This window comes from Curtobacterium sp. NPDC088465 (assembly GCF_044753165.1).
In the GTDB taxonomy this organism is placed as follows: Bacteria; Actinomycetota; Actinomycetes; order Actinomycetales; family Microbacteriaceae; genus Curtobacterium.
In genome coordinates, this window is record NZ_JBIVMR010000002.1 from 891,046 (window position 1) to 909,423 (window position 18,378).

Consider the following 18,378-nt stretch of genomic DNA (forward strand, 5'->3'; position numbering starts at 1 on the left):
CGCACCGGGCCACGGGTCGGTACGTTCGGACCCATGGCAGCCGTCGCTCGCGACCACGAACCGCCCGCCGTCCTGGCGACCGTCGCCGTGCTGCTCGCTCCCCTCTCGCTTTGGATGGGCATCATCGTGCCCGCCGCCGACATGGCGCGGCACGTGCTCCTCGAGGCCGTGTTCGGCATCGTCTGCGTGCTCTGCGGCGTCCGCGCGGTCCGGATCGCCGGTCGACGTCGCGCCGTGCGCGTCTGGGCGTGGATCGGGATGGTGCTCGGTGGCCTCGGCCTGGTGATGACGGCCTGGCAGCTGCTCACCTTCGCGACCGACGGAGGCTTCCCGCCGCCGTTCTGGTCGCCCTACGCGCGCCGCTGACCGCGGTCATCCACCACCGGTCGACGGCCTGGAGGCGCGGCGGACCTCCGCCCCGTCGCCGCCACCGGGCGGGCGGTCACCAGCCGAGCGTGCCCGGCCCGCCCTTGAAGGGTCCGACCACCCGCGAGGTGATCCACCCGCCGTAGAAGTCGCCCTCCTGCGCCTGCACGACCTCGCCGCCGACCTCGCAGGAGTCCATCGCCGACGGGTAGATCGCCACCCGGTCGCGGAGGTCCTCGTACCCGGGCTCCGGCGTCGGGTAGTTCCACGCCGCCCGGGGCGCGACGACGCCGTCCCCGCCGACCACGTCGAAGTAGCGCGCACGCCCCTTGAACTCGCACATGCTCGACCCCTGCGCCGGACGCAGCTCGAGCCCCGCCATCGGGACGTAGTACACCGGCGGGTGCGAGGTCTCGAGCACCCGGACGGCGTCGGTCGTGTCGACCACGATCGTCCCGCCGAGCCGCACGACGACGCGGTCGGGGACCGCCTCGACGGCGGGAGGACGCGGGTAGTCCCAGACGGACTCCTGGCCGGGACCGGGTTCGACACGAGCAGCACGTTGCATGCAACCGGGTCTACCACCGCCGCCGCAGAAGGAGCAGAGTGGGCGCGTGACGACGACGACACAGGGGATCTTCCGGCGGAAGCCCATCGACACGATCGACGACGACCCCGAGGGCGAGGGCGGCCTGAAACGGCACCTCGGCCTCTGGCAGCTCACGGCCATCGGCATCGGCGGCATCATCGGCGCGGGCATCTTCACCCTCGCCGGCACCGTCGCGAACGGCGTCGCCGGCCCCGCCGTCCTCATCAGCTTCCTGATCGCCGGTGTCGCCAGTGCCGCCGCCGCGCTGTCGTACGCCGAGTTCGCCGGGATGATCCCGAAGGCCGGCAGCGCCTACACGTACGGGTACGCCGTGCTCGGCGAGGTCGTCGGGTGGTTCATCGGCTGGGACCTGCTGCTCGAGTACACCGCGATCGTCGCCGTCGTCGCGATCGGCATCTCGGGCTACGTCGGGTTCCTCGTCGGCCAGTTCGGCATCGAGCTGCCCGCGTGGATGCTCGGCGCGCCCGGGACCGGTGACGGCCACGTCGTGGACGTGTTCGCGATCGTCCTCTGCCTGCTCACCGCGTTCGTGCTGACCCGGGGCATCCGGAGTGCCGCGCGCTTCGAGCTCGTGGCCGTCGCGATCAAGGTCGCCCTCGTCGTGCTCATCGTCGTGCTCGGGGTGTTCCACATCAACAGCGCGAACTACTCGCCGTACTTCCCGTTCGGCTTCGGCGGCGTGATGACCGGCGCCGCCACGGTGTTCTTCGCCGTGTTCGGCTACGACGCGATGTCCACCGCCGCCGAGGAGTCCACCGACGCGCGGAAGCACATGCCGAAGGCGATCCTGCTGTCGCTCGGCATCGCGATGGTGCTCTACGTCCTGGCGACGCTCGTGCTCACCGGCATGCAGAAGTACACCGACATCGATCCCGCCTCGGGCTTCTCGTCGGCGTTCGCATCGGTCGGGCTCGGCGGGGTCGCCAACGTCATCGCGATCGGGGCCATCGTCGGCATCGTGACCGTGCTGGTCACCTTCATGCTCGGGGCCTCGCGCGTCTGGTTCTCGATGAGCCGCGACGGACTCATGCCGAAGTGGTTCGCGAAGACCGACCCGAAGCGGCACGTGCCGACCCGGGTGACGTGGATCCTCGGCATCGCATCGGCGGTGCTCGCGGGGCTGCTGCCGATCGGCGTCGTCGCGGAGCTGACGAACATCGGGATCCTGCTCGCGTTCGTCGTCGTCTGCTCGGCGGTGATCGTGCTGCGCTACCGGCGGCCCGACCTCGACCGGCAGTTCCGGCTCCCGTTCATGCCCGTCGTGCCGATCATCGGGGTCGTCGCGTCGCTGTGGCTCGTGACGTTCCTGCAGTGGGAGACCTGGGTGCGGTTCGCGATCTGGTTCGCGATCGGGCTCGGGGTGTACTTCGGGTACTCGCGGAAGCACAGCAAGCTGGCCGCAGAGCAGCGCTGAGGCTCCTCACCCCGAGGGCGACGGTGCGCGTCCTCCCGTCAGGAGAGCACGCGTACCGCCCGTCCTAGTCGAGCCAGCGGACGTCCCCCGGCTCCCGCACGAGTCCGTCCGCCCAGTCGACGTCCTTCCGCTCTCCGTCCCCCGACGGGGCCGTGATGTCGGACACCCACGCCTCCGTCGCCAGCCACTGCGCCGTCGCACCGCCGAAGAGGGCCGAGTACTCCCGCAGGAGGTAGCGCCGACCGAGTACCGGTCCGCCGGGCCGGTCCCGGTAGAGGATGACCGCCGCGTCCGGCGGCTGCACGCCACCGGCGACCCACTCCGTGCCGTTACGCAGGAGTCCGCTGTCGTGAAAGCGGGCACGGACAGCCGCCACGAACTCGTTCGCGAACGGCTCGTCGATCGTCTCGGATGTGCTCACGACGGTCATCCTGGGCGTTCCTCGGCCGTGTTGTCACCTCGGCAGGACGTCGCTTCTGCGAAGCACCCGTCCTGAGCATCCGTGTCGTCCTTGCTCCTCGACGTATATGGTCGACCCGTGGTGGGGGAAGCGGCACGGGCCGTCGTCGGGGCGCGCCCGGTCACGGTCCGCGGCGGCGTCATCGCGCCGGTCGCGTGGACAGCACTGTGCGCGGGCGTCCTCGCGCTCGGGGTCTGGCTGGCCTCGACCCGCCTGGTGTTCGGAAGTGCCTGGTTCACCCAGCTGTGGACGAGCGGCCTGGTGCTCGTCGCCGGCGTCCTCGGCCTGTACCTGAGCGTCGGGAGCATCCGGAACCGCATCCGTGTGTTCCCCGATCGGCTCGAGGTGGTACCGCACATGCGGCGGACCGTGACGATCTCGCCCGGCGAACTCGTCGGGTTCAGCGCCTCGGGACCGGGCAACACCACGATCCGCGGCAGGACCGCGCGTGGTCGAGGCTTCTCCACGGACCGGTTCCGCCACAACCACGACGTCCTCGTCCACTGGCTCGAACAGAACGCCACCGAACCGTGGACGGCGTTCACGAGCTTCTTCGACAAGCTCACCGTCGACCGGGAGCCCAGACGGGTGCGCAACGTGCTCTTCACGCTGTTCTCCGTGGCCTTCTTCCTCACGACGCTGTCGGCGTTCCCGGGGCTGCCCGTCATGATCGCCTACGACGACGCGCACCAGGAGCAGGTGACCTGCACGATCACGTCGGCGCGAGCCGTCACCGTGTCCAACCGCTCGTTGAAGGGTGTGGGGTCCTCGCACCCGGCCGTGTCGCTCGAGACGACGGACTGCGGGCACCTCACCCTCTCCCGGGGCATCTTCGCCGACAACCGGGACGCCGTCGCACGACGGTACGACCGGGCCCCCGGCCCCTACCGGCTCACCGTGGGCGGTGGCGGCTTCTGGCTCCGGCAGCACGCTTCCGTGCCCGTCCCGGAGCCGACGGTCTACAGGGTCGACGAACCCGTGACGGGCGCGCCCACCGGCTGAGGAACGAGCAAGAACGAGCAGGAGGAGCAGGACGAGCAGGAACGAACGAGGGCGCCGGACGCGCTACTCCGCCACCACCCACACGTGCTGCGCCTGCCACCCCTCCGGCACCGTGTTCCGGTACGCCGCCAGCGCCGCCACGTAGTTCGGCCCCGACGCCTCGTGCTCCCGCGTCGCGGTCGACCGCGCGGTCGCCTTGATCGTGGTCTCCCCCGTCGCCTTGCTCTCGACCGCGTTCGTCTGCAGCAGCGCGAACCCGTCCAGGTCGAGTGCGGCGACGGCTGCCTCCTTGGCCGCCACGACGGAGTCCGCGTAGCCCTCGGCCTCGCGCGTCTCGGTCGAGCGGATCATGCCTCGCAGTGTCGTCACCGAACCAGTATGACCCGATCGATCCGGGTCTCCGAGCGCGACGGCGGCAGGGCGTCAGGCGTCGCGCCGGTGCTTGCCCTTCGCCGCCGTCGGGTCCGCCATCGGGTGGTTGCGGAACCACCGCAGCAGCTCGCGGGGGCGGCTCTGGTCGGCGCTGTCGTCTCCGCGATCGAGGAAGGTGCTGAAGCCCTCGGGCACCTCGACACCGTCCGTCTCGCGGTCGTACGCCATCGACCACTCCGGGAACCGTCGCGTGTGGATGGACTCCTCGACGAGCAGCCGGACGTCGTCGTGCCGCTCGTCCGCGACGATGCGCGCGTACGTCGCCATCACCGCGTCGTACGGCCCCTCGAGCAGCTGCATGAAGCGCCCGCCGCGGTGCACGAGCATGCCGGTCAGTCCGTCGGCGGTGTTCCGCGTCCGGGCGTGGTCGAGCACCGCCTCGAGGTCACCCTCGTCGAAGGGCTCGGTGGCGGAACTCATGTACACCAGTGACTGCAGCACGCATCGATCCTGCACCTGAGCCGCTGTCAGCGACGCCCCCAGAACGGGACGCGGACAAGTCACGTCAGTCGAGCGGCGTCCAGTCGAGGACCTGACCGTCCTCGGTGCAGTACGTCGTGTCCGAGTCCTCGGTGGTGGTCTTCGACCACGACGGCGACCAGTACGAAGCGTCGATGTCCCGCTGCTTCGGAAAGACACCGACCACGGTGCCGGCCGACGTGTCCGGGTCACCGGGCACCGGATCGACGTCGAGGGTGTCCGGGTCGAACCATCCGTAGGTGGTCGCCCCGGTGATGCTGTCGAACTCGATGTACATCGTGATGTGGTCGTCCTGCGAGGCGGTGCCGAGCTGCACCTGGTACTCCTGCCGCGCCCCGTCATCGTCCGTCGGCACGCCGGACCACTCGACGCGGTAGGCGTCCGCGGTCTCCTCGATCGACACCGAACCGGTCCCGGAGGCCAGGTCACACGACGCCGTGCCGGGCGTCGCCGCCGTCGTCGCGCTCGCGCTCGGAGCCGGCGCCTCGGCCGTCCGTGTCCCCGCCCCGAGCACACTGCACCCCGACAGGGCGACCACCGTCGCCACCGCCCCTGCCACCACGACTGCGCCGCGCAATGCGTTCCCCATGCGATCCCCCTCGTGTCGCGCGCCGTCCGGCGCCCGCCCACGCTAGCAGCGGAGGGCCAGCAGCGAAGGTCGGTGGCGCCTGGCACGATGGACCCGTGCCCGCCGCCCCGATGATCGACGCCGTCGACGTCATCCGGTTCGTCGGGCCGCAGACCTTCGGCCGCGCGCGCGACGTGGTCCGCGCGGGCCTGGTCGAGGACGCCACCTGGCACGACGACGACGGCACGGTCACCGCGACCGTCTCCGGCTCCGCCGACGACCCCTACGAGCTCCGCGTCGAGACCACCGTCGCCCGCGGCGAGTTCGTCCGCCCCGTCCGCAGCACGTGTTCCTGCCCCCTCGGCGGCGACTGCAAGCACGTCGCCGCCGCGCTCCTCACCATCAACGCGCGTGCCCTCGCCGCCGAACCCCGAGCAGCGGCTCCCCTCGCCCCACCGCCTGCCCCGGACTGGAGGCTCGACCTCGCCCGCCTCGCCGGTGACGACGACCGGGCGGTCGCCCCGCAGGGCACCCCCACGGGTCTGCAGTTCGAGTTGCGCGACGCGGTCCCCGCCGCACTAGCCTCCCGTGCGCGCGCCGCCGGCCGGGCGCTGCCGTCCCGTGCCCGCAGCGTGCGGCTCGGCGTCCGCCCGGTGACCCGCAGCGCCGCCGGCAACTGGGTCCGCGGGCAGCTCACCTGGGGCACGCTCCCCTACTCGATGAACCGGCTCGGCATCGCGCCCGAACAGCACGCCTGGTTCCTGCAGTTCTCCGCGCTGCACCGCGCCGGGCAGCTCGCGGGGCTCCCCGGCGAGAGCGACTGGGTGCACCTCGACGACTTCGGCAGCCCCCTGCTCTGGCCGCTGCTCCGGCAGGCAGCCGGACTCGGGATCGCCTTCGTGACGGGCAAGCGCGAGGGCGGCGCGGTCCTCGGCGGCGACGGGCGCGTGCTCCTCGACGCGGCCCGGCACGACGGCGCGCTCGTCATCGGTGCGAGTGCGGTCGTCGACGGGCGCCCGGTACCCGACGGCTCGGCGCGCACGATCGGCGACCACGGTGTCTACGCCTTCCGCGAGAGCCCCGAGTTCCACGTCACCCTCGCCCCGACCCCGGTTCCGGTCCCCGAGGACCAGCGCCGCATGCTCGTCGAGGGCGCGCGCATCACCGTGCCGTCCGATGCCGTCGACGAGTTCCTGGCCGACTGGTCGCCGCGGCTCCGCGGCGCGCTCGGTCTCGTCAGCTCCGACGGCTCGGTCGAACTCCCCGAGCGGACACCGCCCGAGCTCGTCCTGACGGCGACGTTCGAACCCGCCCGGGCACCCCGGACCGACGACCGCCTGCACCTGCAGTGGCGGTGGCACGTCGACGGACGGAAGGACCCGGTCACGCTGCACGGGCCGCTCCCCGACCTCAGCGGGCTGCACGCCGCCGACGAGTCCGTGACGACCGGCCCCGGCGGCGGTCTCGCCTGGTTCGAGGACGGCACGGTCGACGGTGCGGACGTCGCCGTCTTCGCGACCGAACTCCTGCCGGCCCTGCCCGCACTCGGTGTCCGGACGGTCGTGCAGGGCGAGCCCGGCGACCACGAGCGGCTGACCGGGCGACCGCACATCCGCGTCACGACGATGCCGTCCGAGAAGCACGACTGGTTCGACCTCGGCATCTTCGTCACCGTGAACGGACGGCAGGTCCCGTTCACCCCGCTGCTCCGGGCGCTGGCGAAGCGTGACCGCCGCATGAAGCTCATCGACGGGTCGTACCTGTCGCTGGCCGACCCGACGTTCGACCGGCTCAAGGAACTCATCGAGGAAGCGCGCGAGCTCGACGAGTGGGAACCCGACCAGGCCCTGACGGTGACCCCGCTGCAGGCCGGACTGTGGTCGGAGTTCGACCAGCTGGCCGACGAGACGGAGCACGACGAGCGCTGGCAGCGGATCGCAGCGGGTCTGCTCGACGCCGCACCGCAGGACGAGGTCCCCGTGCCGGACACCGTGCACGCCGAGCTCCGCCCCTACCAGCACGCCGGCTACGCCTGGCTCCGGTTCCTGCGGGAGCACGGCATCGGCGGGGTGCTCGCCGACGACATGGGCCTCGGCAAGACCCTGCAGGTGCTGTCCATGATCGCCGCCGCCCGCCGGTCCGAGCCCGACGCTCCGCCGTTCCTCGTCGTCGCGCCGACCTCGGTCGTCGGCAACTGGGCGGACGAGGCAGCCCGCTTCACCCCCTCCCTGCGGGTGACCGCCGTCACCGCGACCTCGCTCAAGGACCACGCCCGGGTCGCCCGGGCGGCGGCGGAGTCCGACGTCGTCGTGACCTCGTACGCACTGCTCCGGCTCGACGCCGCCGAGTACACCGGGGTGTCCTGGTCGGCGCTCGTGCTCGACGAGGCGCAGTTCGTGAAGAACCCGCAGTCGCAGACGCACCGGGTCGCGGCCGAGCTGCCCGCGCCGGTGAAGTTCGCGGTCACGGGAACCCCGCTCGAGAACGGGCTGACCGACCTCTGGGCGCTGTTCCACGTCGTCGCGCCCGGGCTGCTGTCGTCGTGGTCCCGGTTCGGCGACGACTACGTCAAGCCGCTCGGCTCCCCCGACCTGCGCGGGGACGCCCGCAAGGAGCTCACCGACCGGCTCCGGCGTCGGATCCGACCGCTCATGCTCCGCCGGACGAAGGAGAGCGTCGCCGCCGATCTGCCGCCGAAGCAGGAGCAGGTCGTCCGGGTGACGCTCGACCCCGCGCACCGCGCGCTGTACGAGCGGACCCTCAACCGGGAGCGCCTGAAGGTCCTCGACCTCATCGACGACCTGGCGCGCAACCGGATGGTCGTCTTCCGGTCGCTGACCCTCCTCCGGATGCTCGCCCTGTCGCCGGCACTCGTGCAGCAGACGGACCACGACGCCGACGACGACGACGCTGCCGGTGCGGATCCCATCCCCTCGGCGAAGCTCGACCTGCTGCTCGACGAGCTCGAGCAGCTCGCCGCCGAGGGCCGCCGCGCCCTGGTCTTCAGCCAGTTCACCACGTTCCTGCGCATGGTCGCCGAGGCACTCGACGCCCGCGGCATCGGGTACGAGTACCTCGACGGCTCGACCCGGAAGCGCCCGCAGGTCATCGACCGCTTCCGGACCGGCGCGGCACCGGCGTTCCTCATCTCCCTCAAGGCCGGCGGCTTCGGGCTGACGCTGACCGAGGCGGACACCGTCTTCGTGCTCGATCCCTGGTGGAACCCGGCCGCCGAGTCCCAGGCGGTCGACCGGACGCACCGCATCGGGCAGACCCGCTCCGTGAACGTGCAGCGCTTCATCGCCGAGGACACCATCGAGGAGAAGGTCCTCGCCCTCGCCGCCAAGAAGGCCGAACTCTTCGCGACCATGATCGACGACGACGCCCTGTTCGCCGACGACCTGACCGCCGAGGACATCCGCTCGCTCCTCACCTGAGCCGCGACATACGAACTCCTTCGCGTCCGGACGCCCACGTCGGTACCGTCGCCGCATGTTCGTCGAGACCAGCCGCTCCGCCCAGCCCCGTCCCGCTCCGCAGGTCCCGGTCGCGGGCCTCCTGACACCGACTCCGGCCGATCCGGACGTCGAGCCGCACGCCGATCTCGAGTCGCACGCCGATCAGGCGCCGCCGCGAACAGGAGTGGTCCGGCGCGACGGCACCACGGCGACGTCCACCTTCCGCCTGCGCAACGGCGCCGAGGTCACGCTCGGCGGCTCCTTCGGCGGCAGCCGAGGCGTCTGGTCGAGCGTGTTCGAGGGGCATCGGCGGAGGCGGCCGGCACGGTGATGGTCCTCGACGCGAACGTCGTGATCGCGCTGCTCGACGAGGGCGACGGCCTGCACGAGCGGGCGTACGACCTGGTCGAGGACCACGCGTGGGACGAGTTCTGCACCTCGGCCCTGACCCTCGCCGAGATGCTCGTGCGACCGGCGTCCCGTGGGCACGCCGACCGTGAGCGCGGCACCATCGAACGACTCGGCGTGTCGGTCGTCCCGGTCACGGGCCGTACCGCACGCCGGGCGGCGGACATGCGCGCCAGCCGCCGGCTCGGCATGCCGGACGCGGTCGTCCTCGTCACGGCGCAGGCCGTGCGCGGCCAGCTCGCCACCTTCGACCGGAAGCTCCGCCGCATCGCCCAGGCCGAGGGACTCGACCTCGCCGAGCCCGACGACGACGGCGGGCCCTGGCCGTTCCCGACCTGAGCCCGCCGTCGCGACCGGGTCAGCCGGCGAGACCGTCGATCCGCGACACCTCGTCGGTGGTCAACTCGAGGTGCGCCCCGAGCGCGTTCGACCGGATGCGCTCCGGGTTGGACGACTTCGGGATCACGACGAACCCGTGCGCCACGTGCCACGCGACGATGACCTGCGCGCTGTCGGCGTCGTGCGCCTCCGCGATCTCGACGAGCGTCGGGTCCTGCAGGTTGCTCGCCTTGAACGGGCTGTAGCCCTCGAGCACCACGCCGCGTTCGTGCAGCCCCGCGGCGACCTCGGCGTCGTACTCGGCGGGGCTCCACCGGATCTGGTTCACGGCCGGGGTCGTCCCGGTCGCGTCGGTCAGCTCGTCGATCTGCGCGAGCGAGTAGTTGCTCACGCCCACCGCCCGGGTCAGCCCGTCGGCCTGCGCCTGGACGACCTGCTCCCACACGTCGGGTCGGGCCTCGCCGTTCGGCGGCCAGTGCACGAGCCACAGGTCGAGGTGGTCGAGCCCGAGCTGCTCGAGGCTCTCCTCGATGGTCTGGCGCACCCGGTCGGCGTTGTCCGGCGGGAGCTTCGTGGTGACGAAGACGTCGTCGCGGGCGAGGCCGGCGTCGGCGAGCGCCTTCCCCACGCCGCGCTGGTTCGAGTAGCCCGTGGCGGTGTCGATGTGGCGGTAGCCGGCCTCGAGCGCAGCGCCCACGGCGGCGGGAGCGTCGGCGTCGGGGATCTGCCAGGTGCCGAAGCCGAGGAGCGGCATCGATCCACCGGTGACGGGCACGGAGGGGTTCGCGTGATCGGTCATGCCCCGTGTCTACGCCCTGGTTCGTCGGTGCCGCACGGGATGATCGTGGACGGTCCACCCGGGCCCGCTCCACCGCTCCACCGAAGGCCTCCCATGACGTCCCGTCGACGCCGTCCGCGTTCCGCCCGTTCCACCTCCTCGCGCCGCAGGGCTCGGGCATCGCTGACGTCGCTCGGCCTCGTCGCGGTCGTCGCCCTCGCCGGCTGGCTGCTGCACACCACCGGAGTGACCGACGCGGACGCCGACGACGCCGCGGACGGGACGTCCTCGTCGACGGCCGCACCGACGATCACCACCGCACCGACGGCCGACGCGGGCGGTGGGGCCGAGGCGGGCGGCGCCTCCCGGCCGACCGTCGACGCGACCGAGCCGACCAGCCCGACCGAGGCGACCGAGGCGCCCAGCCCGACCGAGCCGACCAGCCCGACCGACGCGACCGCAGCCGCGACCGCCCGCAGCGAGCTCGCTGCCCTGCCGGTGAAGGGCAAGGCCGCCGCGACGGGCTACGACCGCGAGGCCCGCTTCGGCACCGCCTGGCTCGACGTCGACCACAACGGCTGCGACACCCGGAACGACGTGCTCGCCCGCGACCTGACGGACATCGAGCGGCAGGGGCCCTGCAAGGTCCTGCGCGGCACGCTGGTCTCCCCCTACACCGGCGAGCGGGTGGACTTCGTCCGCGGGAACCGGACCTCGACCCTCGTGCAGATCGACCACGTCGTCGCGCTCGAGAACGCGTGGCGCACCGGCGCACAGCAGCTGACGCAGGAGCAGCGCGAAGCCCTGGCGAACGACCCCGCGAACCTGTTCGCCGTCGACGGCCACTCGAACGCGCAGAAGCGTTCGGGCGACGCGGCGACGTGGTTGCCCGCGGACACGGCGTTCCGCTGCACCTACGTCGAGCACCAGATCACGGTGAAGACGACGTACCGGCTCTGGGTGGCGCCCGCGGAGCGCGACGCGATGGAGCGGGTGCTCGCGCGCTGCTGAGCGACTGACCGACCGAGCAAAACGACAGGTGTAGCCTAGAGCTATCGATGCAGATGCATCGAACGGACTCGTCGACCCACCGCTGGACCCGAGCCCTTCATAGTCGAAGACCGCAGGAGGCCATCCATGACATCCACCACCCGCTTCACCGACCGCGTCGTCCTCATCACCGGCGGCGGCTCCGGCCTCGGCCGCGCGACCGCCGTCCGCCTGGCCGCCGAGGGCGCGCAGCTCTCACTCGTCGACGTCTCCAGCGAGGGACTCGAGGCCACGAAGGAGGCCGTCCTCGAGGCGACCCCCGACGCCCAGGTGCTCACCACCGTCGCCGACGTCTCCGACGAGGCCCAGGTCGACGCCTACGTCACCGCCACCACCGAGCGCTTCGGCCGCATCGACGGCTTCTTCAACAACGCCGGCATCGAGGGCAAGCAGAACCCCACCGAGTCCTTCACCGCCGCCGAGTTCGACAAGGTCGTGTCGATCAACCTCCGTGGCGTGTTCCTCGGGCTCGAGAAGGTGCTGCGGGTCATGCGCGAGCAGGGCTCGGGCATGGTCGTGAACACCGCGAGCGTCGGTGGCATCCGCGGCATCGGCAACCAGTCCGGCTACGCGGCCGCCAAGCACGGTGTCGTCGGCCTCACCCGCAACTCCGCCGTGGAGTACGGCCAGTACGGCATCCGCATCAACGCCATCGCCCCCGGTGCGATCTGGACGCCGATGGTCGAGAACTCGATGAAGCAGATCGACGCGGAGAACCCGCGGAAGGCCGCCGAGGAGTTCATCCAGGTCAACCCCACGAAGCGCTACGGTGAGGCCCCCGAGATCGCCGCCGTCGTCGCCTTCCTGCTGTCCGACGACGCCTCGTACGTCAACGCGACGGTCGTCCCGATCGACGGCGGGCAGTCGGCCAAGTACTGAGCGTGGTCCGTCCGGCGCCCGGCCCACCTCGTGGGTCGGGCGCCGTCGTCGGTCTGGAGGCACGCCTCACCCCCGCAACGCCGCTCGCGTCCGGTGGGGAGCTGGCTGTGACGGTGCCGCATTCGGTTCCGCCCGCACCACGTGGGAGCATGGCCGGGCACACCACGGCGGAGGGAACCCCATGAGCAGCAACGACACGAGCGGGTCGGCGTTCGGCCCCGGTGCCGGCAGGACCGAGTCACCCGCCGGAGCCCTGCGGCGCCGCATGGCGTCGTCGGCGCAAGGGTTCCTCGGCAGTGCCGCGTGGGTGCCGTGGAAGCCCGCGGGCGACCCCGAGGGCGGGAGCATCGCCCACGTGATGATCCGCGACCTGCCCTTCGTCCCGGTGTTCACCGACCCCGCCGAACTCACCGAGGGCGTCCCCGGCACCGAGGCCCGCCCGGTCCGCATGGCCGAGCTCGTGACCGCGGTGCCCGAGGAGTTCGGCATCGTCGTCGACCCGACCAGCGCCGAGGACGCCAACTTCCTGCACGCCGACGTGCTCGCGGGGATCCGGGCGCAGATGCGCGGCGAGATCCCCGGCGACGACGCCGACGCCGAGGCCGACGACTCCCCCCAGGGCTAGGCCACTGCCGACCAGGTCGGCCCGCCGGGGACTGGCCTGGCGGACCTGCTGGTTGCGATCTGCGGCTGACGATCCTGGTTCACGATCCCCGGCGATCGCGAACCGAGATCGTCACGCCACGTTCGCTGCCGGCGACGCGGTCCGGCGGTCCGCTTCCGGACGGGACCGTCGTGGACTCCGGAGCCCTCGACACGCCCCGTGTCGAACCCGGCACCCACCCAGTTCTGGGGATCGCTCAACTCGCGACCGACAGCCAGACTCGGACCGTCGTTGAACGAAGAACGAGGGGACGACGATGCCACTGGGCGGTCCAGGACCACGTGACTGGTCTCCTCCGGGGTACTTCGCCGACGCACCGTCCGGGCCGCCGCCGCGACGGCCGAGATCCGCGTTCCTGACCGCCGAGCCGCCCCGAGGCGCCCGGCGAGCCACCCGACCGTGGGCATGGGCGACCCTGGCGATGTTCCTCGGACTCGGCAGCCTCGTCATGGCACTCGCCGAGCCGCAGGAGGCCGGGGTCCAGAGCGGGTTCATCGCATCGACCATCGGAGTCACAGCCATCGTCATCGGACGCCGTCTCGTGACCGACCGGAGCCGCTTCGGCAGCGTCGCGCGCGCGTTCGGCCGCGGCGCGATCATGCTCGGCACCGTCGGTACGGCCCTCATGGCCTACGCGGTGCTCGCGTTCGGGCTCTCCACCGTCGGGGTGCAGTGGCCCGTGCTCTCGCTGCCGGCATCGCACGAGGGGCAGGTGTTCGACCCCGGCTTCCCGATGGCGGTGTCCTCGCCCGATGCGGTGCCGGCCGCTCCTGCGACCGAGGACCAGGTGCCGGCAGAAGCAGCGCCGGAGCCGGCAGCTGCAGGCGACAGCACGGAGCAGGGAGCGGCTCCGGTCCCGGCCGAGGCGGCTGCACCGCAGGCGCCCGCGGTTCCCGAGCCGACGAGCTTCGACAGCGAGCGGTCCGCGGTCGCCATGGGCGCTGGGACCCTGGCGTACGCCATGGAGGGACGGTTCGGAGCCGGGAACTACCCGACCGAGCTCACGACGGCGAGCGACCCGTCGCGGATAGCCCTGATGGACGGAACGGGGCTGGCGCCGATCCCGGCGGGCGCGCGGGTCCTGTACTCGGTCGCGCCGGATCGGAGCGCATGGTCGGTCACGATCATCGGGGCGCGGTTCGGCGCGACCGCCAGCTACAGCTCGGCGGTCGGCACCGTCCAGGCCGGCTGATCGTTGTCGCCCTGCCGGCGTCAGTGGGGCGGCTCGACCAGCTCGATGAACCGGGAGAGCAGAGACAACCCGCTGATCGACGGGGGTAGGCCCGTGGTGAGCGCCGGCGAGTAGACGAGGTACGCCGCCCACTGCGCCCGCGACAGCGCCACGTTGAGCCGGTTCGGCATGAGCAGGAAGTCGAGCCCGCGCGGGATGTCTGCCGCGCTCGAGGCCGCGAGCGACGTGATGGACACCACGGCCTCGCGCCCCTGGAACATGTCGACCGTGCCGACCTGGGTCCCGCGGAGTCCGGCGCGGTCGAGGGCCTCGCGGATCAGCGCTCCCTGCGCGTTGTAGGGCGCGACGACGATCACGTCCTCGTCCGTCAACGGCCGAGTCACCTCGCCGTCGACCCACCGGCGGCCGATCAGGTTCTGGGCGAGCTCGACGACCCGTGCGGCCTCTTCCTCCGACGACGTCGTGTTCCCGCTGTGGACGACCGGCACGGGGTGGACACCGGGGTCGAGGTCGTCGAGGTGCCGACCACTCACGATCGACGTCAGCTGCCCGTCGTACGACAGGCCCGAGACCGATGCCGTCAGCGCGGGCTCCATGCGGCGGGTGTGCGCGAGGAAGTAGCCGAACTCCGGCGGGAGCACGTGCTCGCCGTCCGCCAGCCACCCGAGCGCTGACTGGTCGACCGGCTCGGGGTGCGACCCCTGCGACACCTGCGGGAGCTGCTGCGGGTCGCCGAGCAGGAGCAGGCGCGTCGCGGCGATCGAGGACGCGATCGTCGGGGCGAGCGAGAACTGCCCGGCCTCGTCGACCACGAGCAGGTCGAGGGAGCGCCGCGGAATCGTGCCCTCGTTCGCGAACGTCCACGCGGTGCCGCCGACGACTCCCCCGGTGCCGGTCTCGGCGCACGACGACAGGAAGGCCGCGACGGCGGCGTTGTTCTTCACCGGGGTCCACGCGGCGGCCTCGAGCTCGTCCTCGGTCGCACCGGACTTCGGCACCTTCACCACGCGGTCGGCGGGCACACCGGCGCGGACCACCGACGACAAGAAGTTCTCGCTCGTCGCGTGGGACTGGCCGACGACCCCGACGCGCCAGCCGTGCTCGCGGACGAGCCGGGCGACGACGTTCGACCCGACGTAGGTCTTGCCCGTGCCGGGAGGACCCTGGATCGCCAGGTACGACCGGTCGAGCCCGAGCAGCGTCGTGACGACCGCGGAGACGGTGTCGTCGCCTGCCACTGGAGCGAGGGCACCGCGCGGTGGGACCCGGCGGAGCAGGTCGAGCGCGGGATCCGGCAGCATCTCCGGCAGGGCGTCGAGGACCTCCTGCCCCCACTCGGCGATCGCCTCGGGCTGCGGCTTCGCCCGTGGCGGGGCGGCCGGCGCGAGGGCGACCGGGAAGTCGTGGTGGGGCTCCCCGCCGCCGACCGGCAGGCTCTCCTTCACCAGGACCTCGAACGCGTCGCCGTTGTCGGCCGCTTCCAGCACGACCGCGCGAGCCGACGCGCCCTTCGAACCCGGCGCCGGAGCGTTGACCGACGGCGGGAGTGGGTCGTCGTAGACGAGGTGGGGCGTGCCTCCCGGCCGGATGCGCGAGCCGGGCGCGAGCGTCCCCGACAGGCGGATCTCTCGAGACTGCGAGCGGGCACGCGGCAGCGTGTCCCAGTCCCGCTCGACGGAGGCGCGCTCGATGACCAGGACGTCGCGGGTGTCGGCCCAGTCGTCGACGGGGTTGCGGAGGCGGTCGAAGTGGTCCTGCCAGAAGGTCTTGGCCTCGCGGCGGTGGTAGTCGATCGCGGCGGCCGCGAGCGCCAGGGCGGTCTGGTCGGCGTCGCGGTCGAGGGGGTCGACGTTCGCGATCTGCGCGGCGAGTGCCGTGTACACGGGGTTCGGCTCGCGCTCGACAGGGATCGGCGGCAGGAGTTCCGTGTCCTCGGTCGCGGGCTCCGTGCGCGGGAGCCGGAGCGACAGCAGCCAGTCGCGGAGCCGCAGCGTGGAGCGGCAGTCGTAGGCGTTGTAGTCGGCGACCTGGTCGAGCATGCGCTGGCCGGTGGCGGGGTCGCCGCTGCGGAGTTCCTCGATCGCCTCGACGTACGCGGTGATGCTGTCGGCGGCGTTCGTGACGTCACTGAGGCGGAAGTCCTCGCCCATGTACAGCGGCTCGAGCTTCTTGATCGAGTAGCTGTGGCTGCCGACCACAAGGGCCTTGCGGACGATCGGGTACAGGTCGACGAGCACGCCGGCGCGGAGCAGGTCGTCGACGTCGTCCTCCCCCACACCGTGCCGGGCGGCGAGGGACAGCAGGTGCGTCCGCTCGTACGCGGCGTAATGGTAGACGTGCATGCCCGGATGTTGGGCACGGCGTTCCTTGACGAAGGCGAGGAAGTCGATCAGCGCCTGGCGCTCGTCGCGGATCGTGTGCGCCCAGAAGGCGGTGAAGTCGGCGCGGTCGTCGACCAGGCCGAACAGGTAGTCGAGGCCCCAGTGCACGCCGTCCTCGGTGTGCAGGGGGTCCCCCTCGAAGTCGAAGAAGACATCGCCCGGGTCGGGCTCCGGGATGGCGTCGAGGGCGCGAGGGTCGTGGAGTTCGAAGCGGGGCTTGGTCGGGCCTGTCTTGGCTCCGCTATCGCGCTGCTCGGCTTCGGTCTCGGTCTGGAGGCGCGCCTGACGCACCAGCCTCTCTTGCGTCGACCGCGACATGCCGGGCACGGCCGCGGTGCGATCCGCCAGGTCGTCGATCGTCCGCACTCCCTGCCGGATCAGCTTCGTGCGCTGGTCGAGGCGCATGCCGGCGACGAGGACCAGATCGCGGTGCTGCTGCACCTGGGTCTGGCAGATCGTGCAGCGGCCGCAGCTGGAGTACCGGGGGTCGCCCCACTGCAGTTCCTCGTGCTCCTGCATGCGCTCCGCGATGACCCGCTCGAGTTCGGCGCGCTGCGTGCGGTACACCGGGGCGATGTCGGCGAGGTCGTGAGTAGTGGTCGTGCGGTCGCCGAGGACGAGGTGGACCTGCTCGCCGGTGGGGATGCCGTGCGCCTGCATCTGCTCGGCGTAGGCCGCGAGCTGGAGCAGGGCGCTGATCTTGGCGTGGCGGGCGAGCTTGGTGTCGTAGACCTCGTAGGCGCCTTCGGCGTTGCGGAGGATGAAGTCGGCGAAGCCGATGAAGCCCGGGCGGGCAGGGGTGGGCGGCTCGTGGAAGGTCGGTTGGTAGAGGACGTCGGCGCCGGTCTGGAACGCGTTGATCGCTCGTTGCGCTGCCGCTGCGTAATCGGGGGGTGCCGGTCGGTCGAACTCGACGACGTCGCGGGTCTGCTTCAGGATGTCGAGGTAGTCGAGCTCGTGCTGGTCCCCCAGGCGCGCCGTGCGCTCGAGCATGTCGTCGTGCTCGTCGGGCAGGGGGCCGCCGCGGCCGAGCTTGGCGTCGAGGCGACGGAGGAAGGCCCACTCGCAGGTCGCCCACGTGCTGAGGTCGCTCGGGCTGAGGAGAACCTGCCCGTCGGTGGTGATCTGCATGCGTTGCAGCGTATGGGCAGCCTGCGACGTGATCAGCCGGAAAAGGCGAGATCCCCCGGCCGAACGACCTCGGCAGCGTCGTTCAGGCCAGTCTTCCTGAGACGAGCGTGGAGTTCATCGCGAAGCTCGGCGGCCAGGAACCAGTAACGGGGCGGATCACCGGCGCTGCGCTCCAGGTATCTGTTGCACGCCTGGATCATCGACGTGAGCGCCTCTTGCGCCTGCGAGTGACGAACCAACTTCGCGCGTGTCTCTCGAATGCGTTCTCGCACCAAGAGGACACTGGAATTGAGTTGCTTGAAGTATTGCCCTGCAGCTGCGCCCGGGATCAGACGCGGCTCCGCGATCGCGAAGGCTCGGCGCTCACTCAATTCCCTGACCAGCTCGTTGATCGCCGCCTTCTCGACCTTGTTGCGCTCGAACACGTATGCCACGTAACCGAGGCCAGCGGTCAAAAACGCCCCAACGACCGCACCGAGCAGCGCCCCCATCCAGTCGACATCCATAGATTTCCCTTTGTTCGACGTTTGAACGACCCTAACGGCTGCTCGTTGGCTCGCCTGAGGAACCGCGGCCCCGCGTTCCCGTCGCGCGTCACGTGCGCCGTGAAGTCGGCGAGCGACCGGACCCAGCGACGTCGCTCTCCGTTGAGCGCCGCATAGACCACAATCGGCTCCTCGGTGTCGACGTCTTTCGCCACGAGGACCACCTCGTACTCGCCGTGACTGGCGCGGCGGAGTGCGATCGGCTCGGCGTTCCCGAGGGG

At 71.6% G+C, this 18,378-nt stretch carries 19 protein-coding genes; 10 read left to right on the forward strand and 9 right to left on the reverse strand.

The genetic code is table 11. The annotated features are described in order from the left end of the window. The first annotated feature begins 33 nt into the window (after positions 1–33). Positions 34–366 (forward strand): hypothetical protein, encoded by a 333-nt coding sequence (locus ACIP6W_RS11515; protein WP_066653595.1) that lies wholly within the window; start codon positions 34–36, stop codon positions 364–366. Positions 367–442: 76 nt separating this feature from the next. Here ACIP6W_RS11515 and ACIP6W_RS11520 read toward each other — a convergent pair whose 3' ends face one another. Next, a complete protein-coding gene (locus tag ACIP6W_RS11520; RefSeq protein WP_209683183.1) occupies positions 443–934 on the reverse strand; it encodes a DUF427 domain-containing protein in 492 nt (163 codons plus the stop codon). A gap of 46 nt (positions 935–980) precedes the next feature. Here ACIP6W_RS11520 and ACIP6W_RS11525 point away from each other — a divergent pair, with 46 nt between their 5' ends. After that, entirely contained in the window at positions 981–2,390 is a 1,410-nt protein-coding gene (locus ACIP6W_RS11525; RefSeq protein WP_271826449.1) for an amino acid permease, read from the forward strand. 64 nt (positions 2,391–2,454) lie between these two features. On the opposite strand, the gene ACIP6W_RS11530 is transcribed toward ACIP6W_RS11525, so the two are convergent. Further along, positions 2,455–2,811 carry a hypothetical protein gene (locus ACIP6W_RS11530; RefSeq protein WP_251160159.1) on the reverse strand — a complete coding sequence of 119 codons (357 nt, stop codon included), beginning with the start codon at positions 2,809–2,811 and terminating at the stop codon, positions 2,455–2,457. Positions 2,812–2,892: 81 nt separating this feature from the next. Between ACIP6W_RS11530 and ACIP6W_RS11535 the strand changes: the two genes are divergently transcribed. Further along, entirely contained in the window at positions 2,893–3,852 is a 960-nt protein-coding gene (locus ACIP6W_RS11535; RefSeq protein ID WP_400429536.1) for a hypothetical protein, read from the forward strand. A gap of 63 nt (positions 3,853–3,915) precedes the next feature. Here ACIP6W_RS11535 and ACIP6W_RS11540 read toward each other — a convergent pair whose 3' ends face one another. The 3 genes from ACIP6W_RS11540 to ACIP6W_RS11550 all read right to left on the reverse strand — a co-directional run bounded on the left by ACIP6W_RS11540 (position 3,916) and on the right by ACIP6W_RS11550 (position 5,353). Next, a complete protein-coding gene (locus ACIP6W_RS11540) occupies positions 3,916–4,203 on the reverse strand; it encodes a hypothetical protein (RefSeq protein ID WP_066653582.1) in 288 nt (95 codons plus the stop codon). A 72-nt stretch (positions 4,204–4,275) separates the two neighbouring features. Beyond that, positions 4,276–4,725 (reverse strand): BLUF domain-containing protein, encoded by a 450-nt coding sequence (locus ACIP6W_RS11545; protein WP_235426535.1) that lies wholly within the window; start codon positions 4,723–4,725, stop codon positions 4,276–4,278. Between the two features lie 64 nt (positions 4,726–4,789). Beyond that, positions 4,790–5,353: a hypothetical protein gene (locus ACIP6W_RS11550; protein ID WP_400429539.1), complete on the reverse strand. Its 564-nt coding sequence runs from the start codon at positions 5,351–5,353 to the stop codon at positions 4,790–4,792. 95 nt (positions 5,354–5,448) lie between these two features. Between ACIP6W_RS11550 and ACIP6W_RS11555 the strand changes: the two genes are divergently transcribed. The 3 genes from ACIP6W_RS11555 to ACIP6W_RS11565 are packed head-to-tail and all read left to right on the forward strand — an operon-like array spanning position 5,449 to position 9,537. Further along, positions 5,449–8,769 carry an SNF2-related protein gene (locus ACIP6W_RS11555; protein WP_400429542.1) on the forward strand — a complete coding sequence of 1,107 codons (3,321 nt, stop codon included), beginning with the start codon at positions 5,449–5,451 and terminating at the stop codon, positions 8,767–8,769. Between the two features lie 55 nt (positions 8,770–8,824). After that, on the forward strand, positions 8,825–9,121 hold the full coding sequence (locus ACIP6W_RS11560; protein WP_271826447.1) for a hypothetical protein: 297 nt from the start codon (positions 8,825–8,827) through the stop codon (positions 9,119–9,121). Then, positions 9,121–9,537 carry a type II toxin-antitoxin system VapC family toxin gene (locus ACIP6W_RS11565; RefSeq protein WP_400429692.1) on the forward strand — a complete coding sequence of 139 codons (417 nt, stop codon included), beginning with the start codon at positions 9,121–9,123 and terminating at the stop codon, positions 9,535–9,537. Before ACIP6W_RS11560 ends, ACIP6W_RS11565 begins: the two co-directional genes overlap by 1 nt. Before the next feature lie 19 nt (positions 9,538–9,556). On the opposite strand, the gene ACIP6W_RS11570 is transcribed toward ACIP6W_RS11565, so the two are convergent. Then, positions 9,557–10,336, reverse strand: coding sequence for an aldo/keto reductase (locus ACIP6W_RS11570; RefSeq protein WP_400429545.1), 780 nt, complete (start codon positions 10,334–10,336; stop codon positions 9,557–9,559). Positions 10,337–10,429: 93 nt separating this feature from the next. Here ACIP6W_RS11570 and ACIP6W_RS11575 point away from each other — a divergent pair, with 93 nt between their 5' ends. The 4 genes from ACIP6W_RS11575 to ACIP6W_RS11590 all read left to right on the forward strand — a co-directional run bounded on the left by ACIP6W_RS11575 (position 10,430) and on the right by ACIP6W_RS11590 (position 14,100). Next, a complete protein-coding gene (locus ACIP6W_RS11575; protein WP_400429547.1) occupies positions 10,430–11,326 on the forward strand; it encodes an HNH endonuclease family protein in 897 nt (298 codons plus the stop codon). 126 nt (positions 11,327–11,452) lie between these two features. Next, the gene (locus tag ACIP6W_RS11580; protein ID WP_400337665.1) at positions 11,453–12,244 is read left to right on the forward strand and encodes an SDR family oxidoreductase; all 792 of its coding nucleotides are present in this window, start codon (positions 11,453–11,455) and stop codon (positions 12,242–12,244) included. Positions 12,245–12,425: 181 nt separating this feature from the next. Further along, positions 12,426–12,869, forward strand: a complete 444-nt coding sequence (locus ACIP6W_RS11585; protein ID WP_400429549.1) for an SseB family protein — start codon at positions 12,426–12,428, stop codon at positions 12,867–12,869. Positions 12,870–13,329: 460 nt separating this feature from the next. After that, positions 13,330–14,100: a hypothetical protein gene (locus ACIP6W_RS11590; protein WP_400429551.1), complete on the forward strand. Its 771-nt coding sequence runs from the start codon at positions 13,330–13,332 to the stop codon at positions 14,098–14,100. Between the two features lie 20 nt (positions 14,101–14,120). Here the strand turns inward: ACIP6W_RS11590 and ACIP6W_RS11595 are convergent, their stop codons facing one another. Genes ACIP6W_RS11595 through ACIP6W_RS11605 form a run of 3 tightly spaced genes read right to left on the reverse strand, consistent with a single transcriptional unit; the run spans position 14,121 to position 18,321 of the window. Further along, the gene (locus ACIP6W_RS11595; RefSeq protein WP_400429553.1) at positions 14,121–17,612 is read right to left on the reverse strand and encodes a TM0106 family RecB-like putative nuclease; all 3,492 of its coding nucleotides are present in this window, start codon (positions 17,610–17,612) and stop codon (positions 14,121–14,123) included. A 32-nt stretch (positions 17,613–17,644) separates the two neighbouring features. After that, positions 17,645–18,118 carry a hypothetical protein gene (locus ACIP6W_RS11600; protein WP_400429556.1) on the reverse strand — a complete coding sequence of 158 codons (474 nt, stop codon included), beginning with the start codon at positions 18,116–18,118 and terminating at the stop codon, positions 17,645–17,647. Next, entirely contained in the window at positions 18,064–18,321 is a 258-nt protein-coding gene (locus ACIP6W_RS11605; RefSeq protein WP_400429558.1) for a DUF1653 domain-containing protein, read from the reverse strand. The genes ACIP6W_RS11600 and ACIP6W_RS11605 overlap by 55 nt, the downstream gene beginning before the upstream one ends. Positions 18,322–18,378 lie beyond the last annotated feature (57 nt).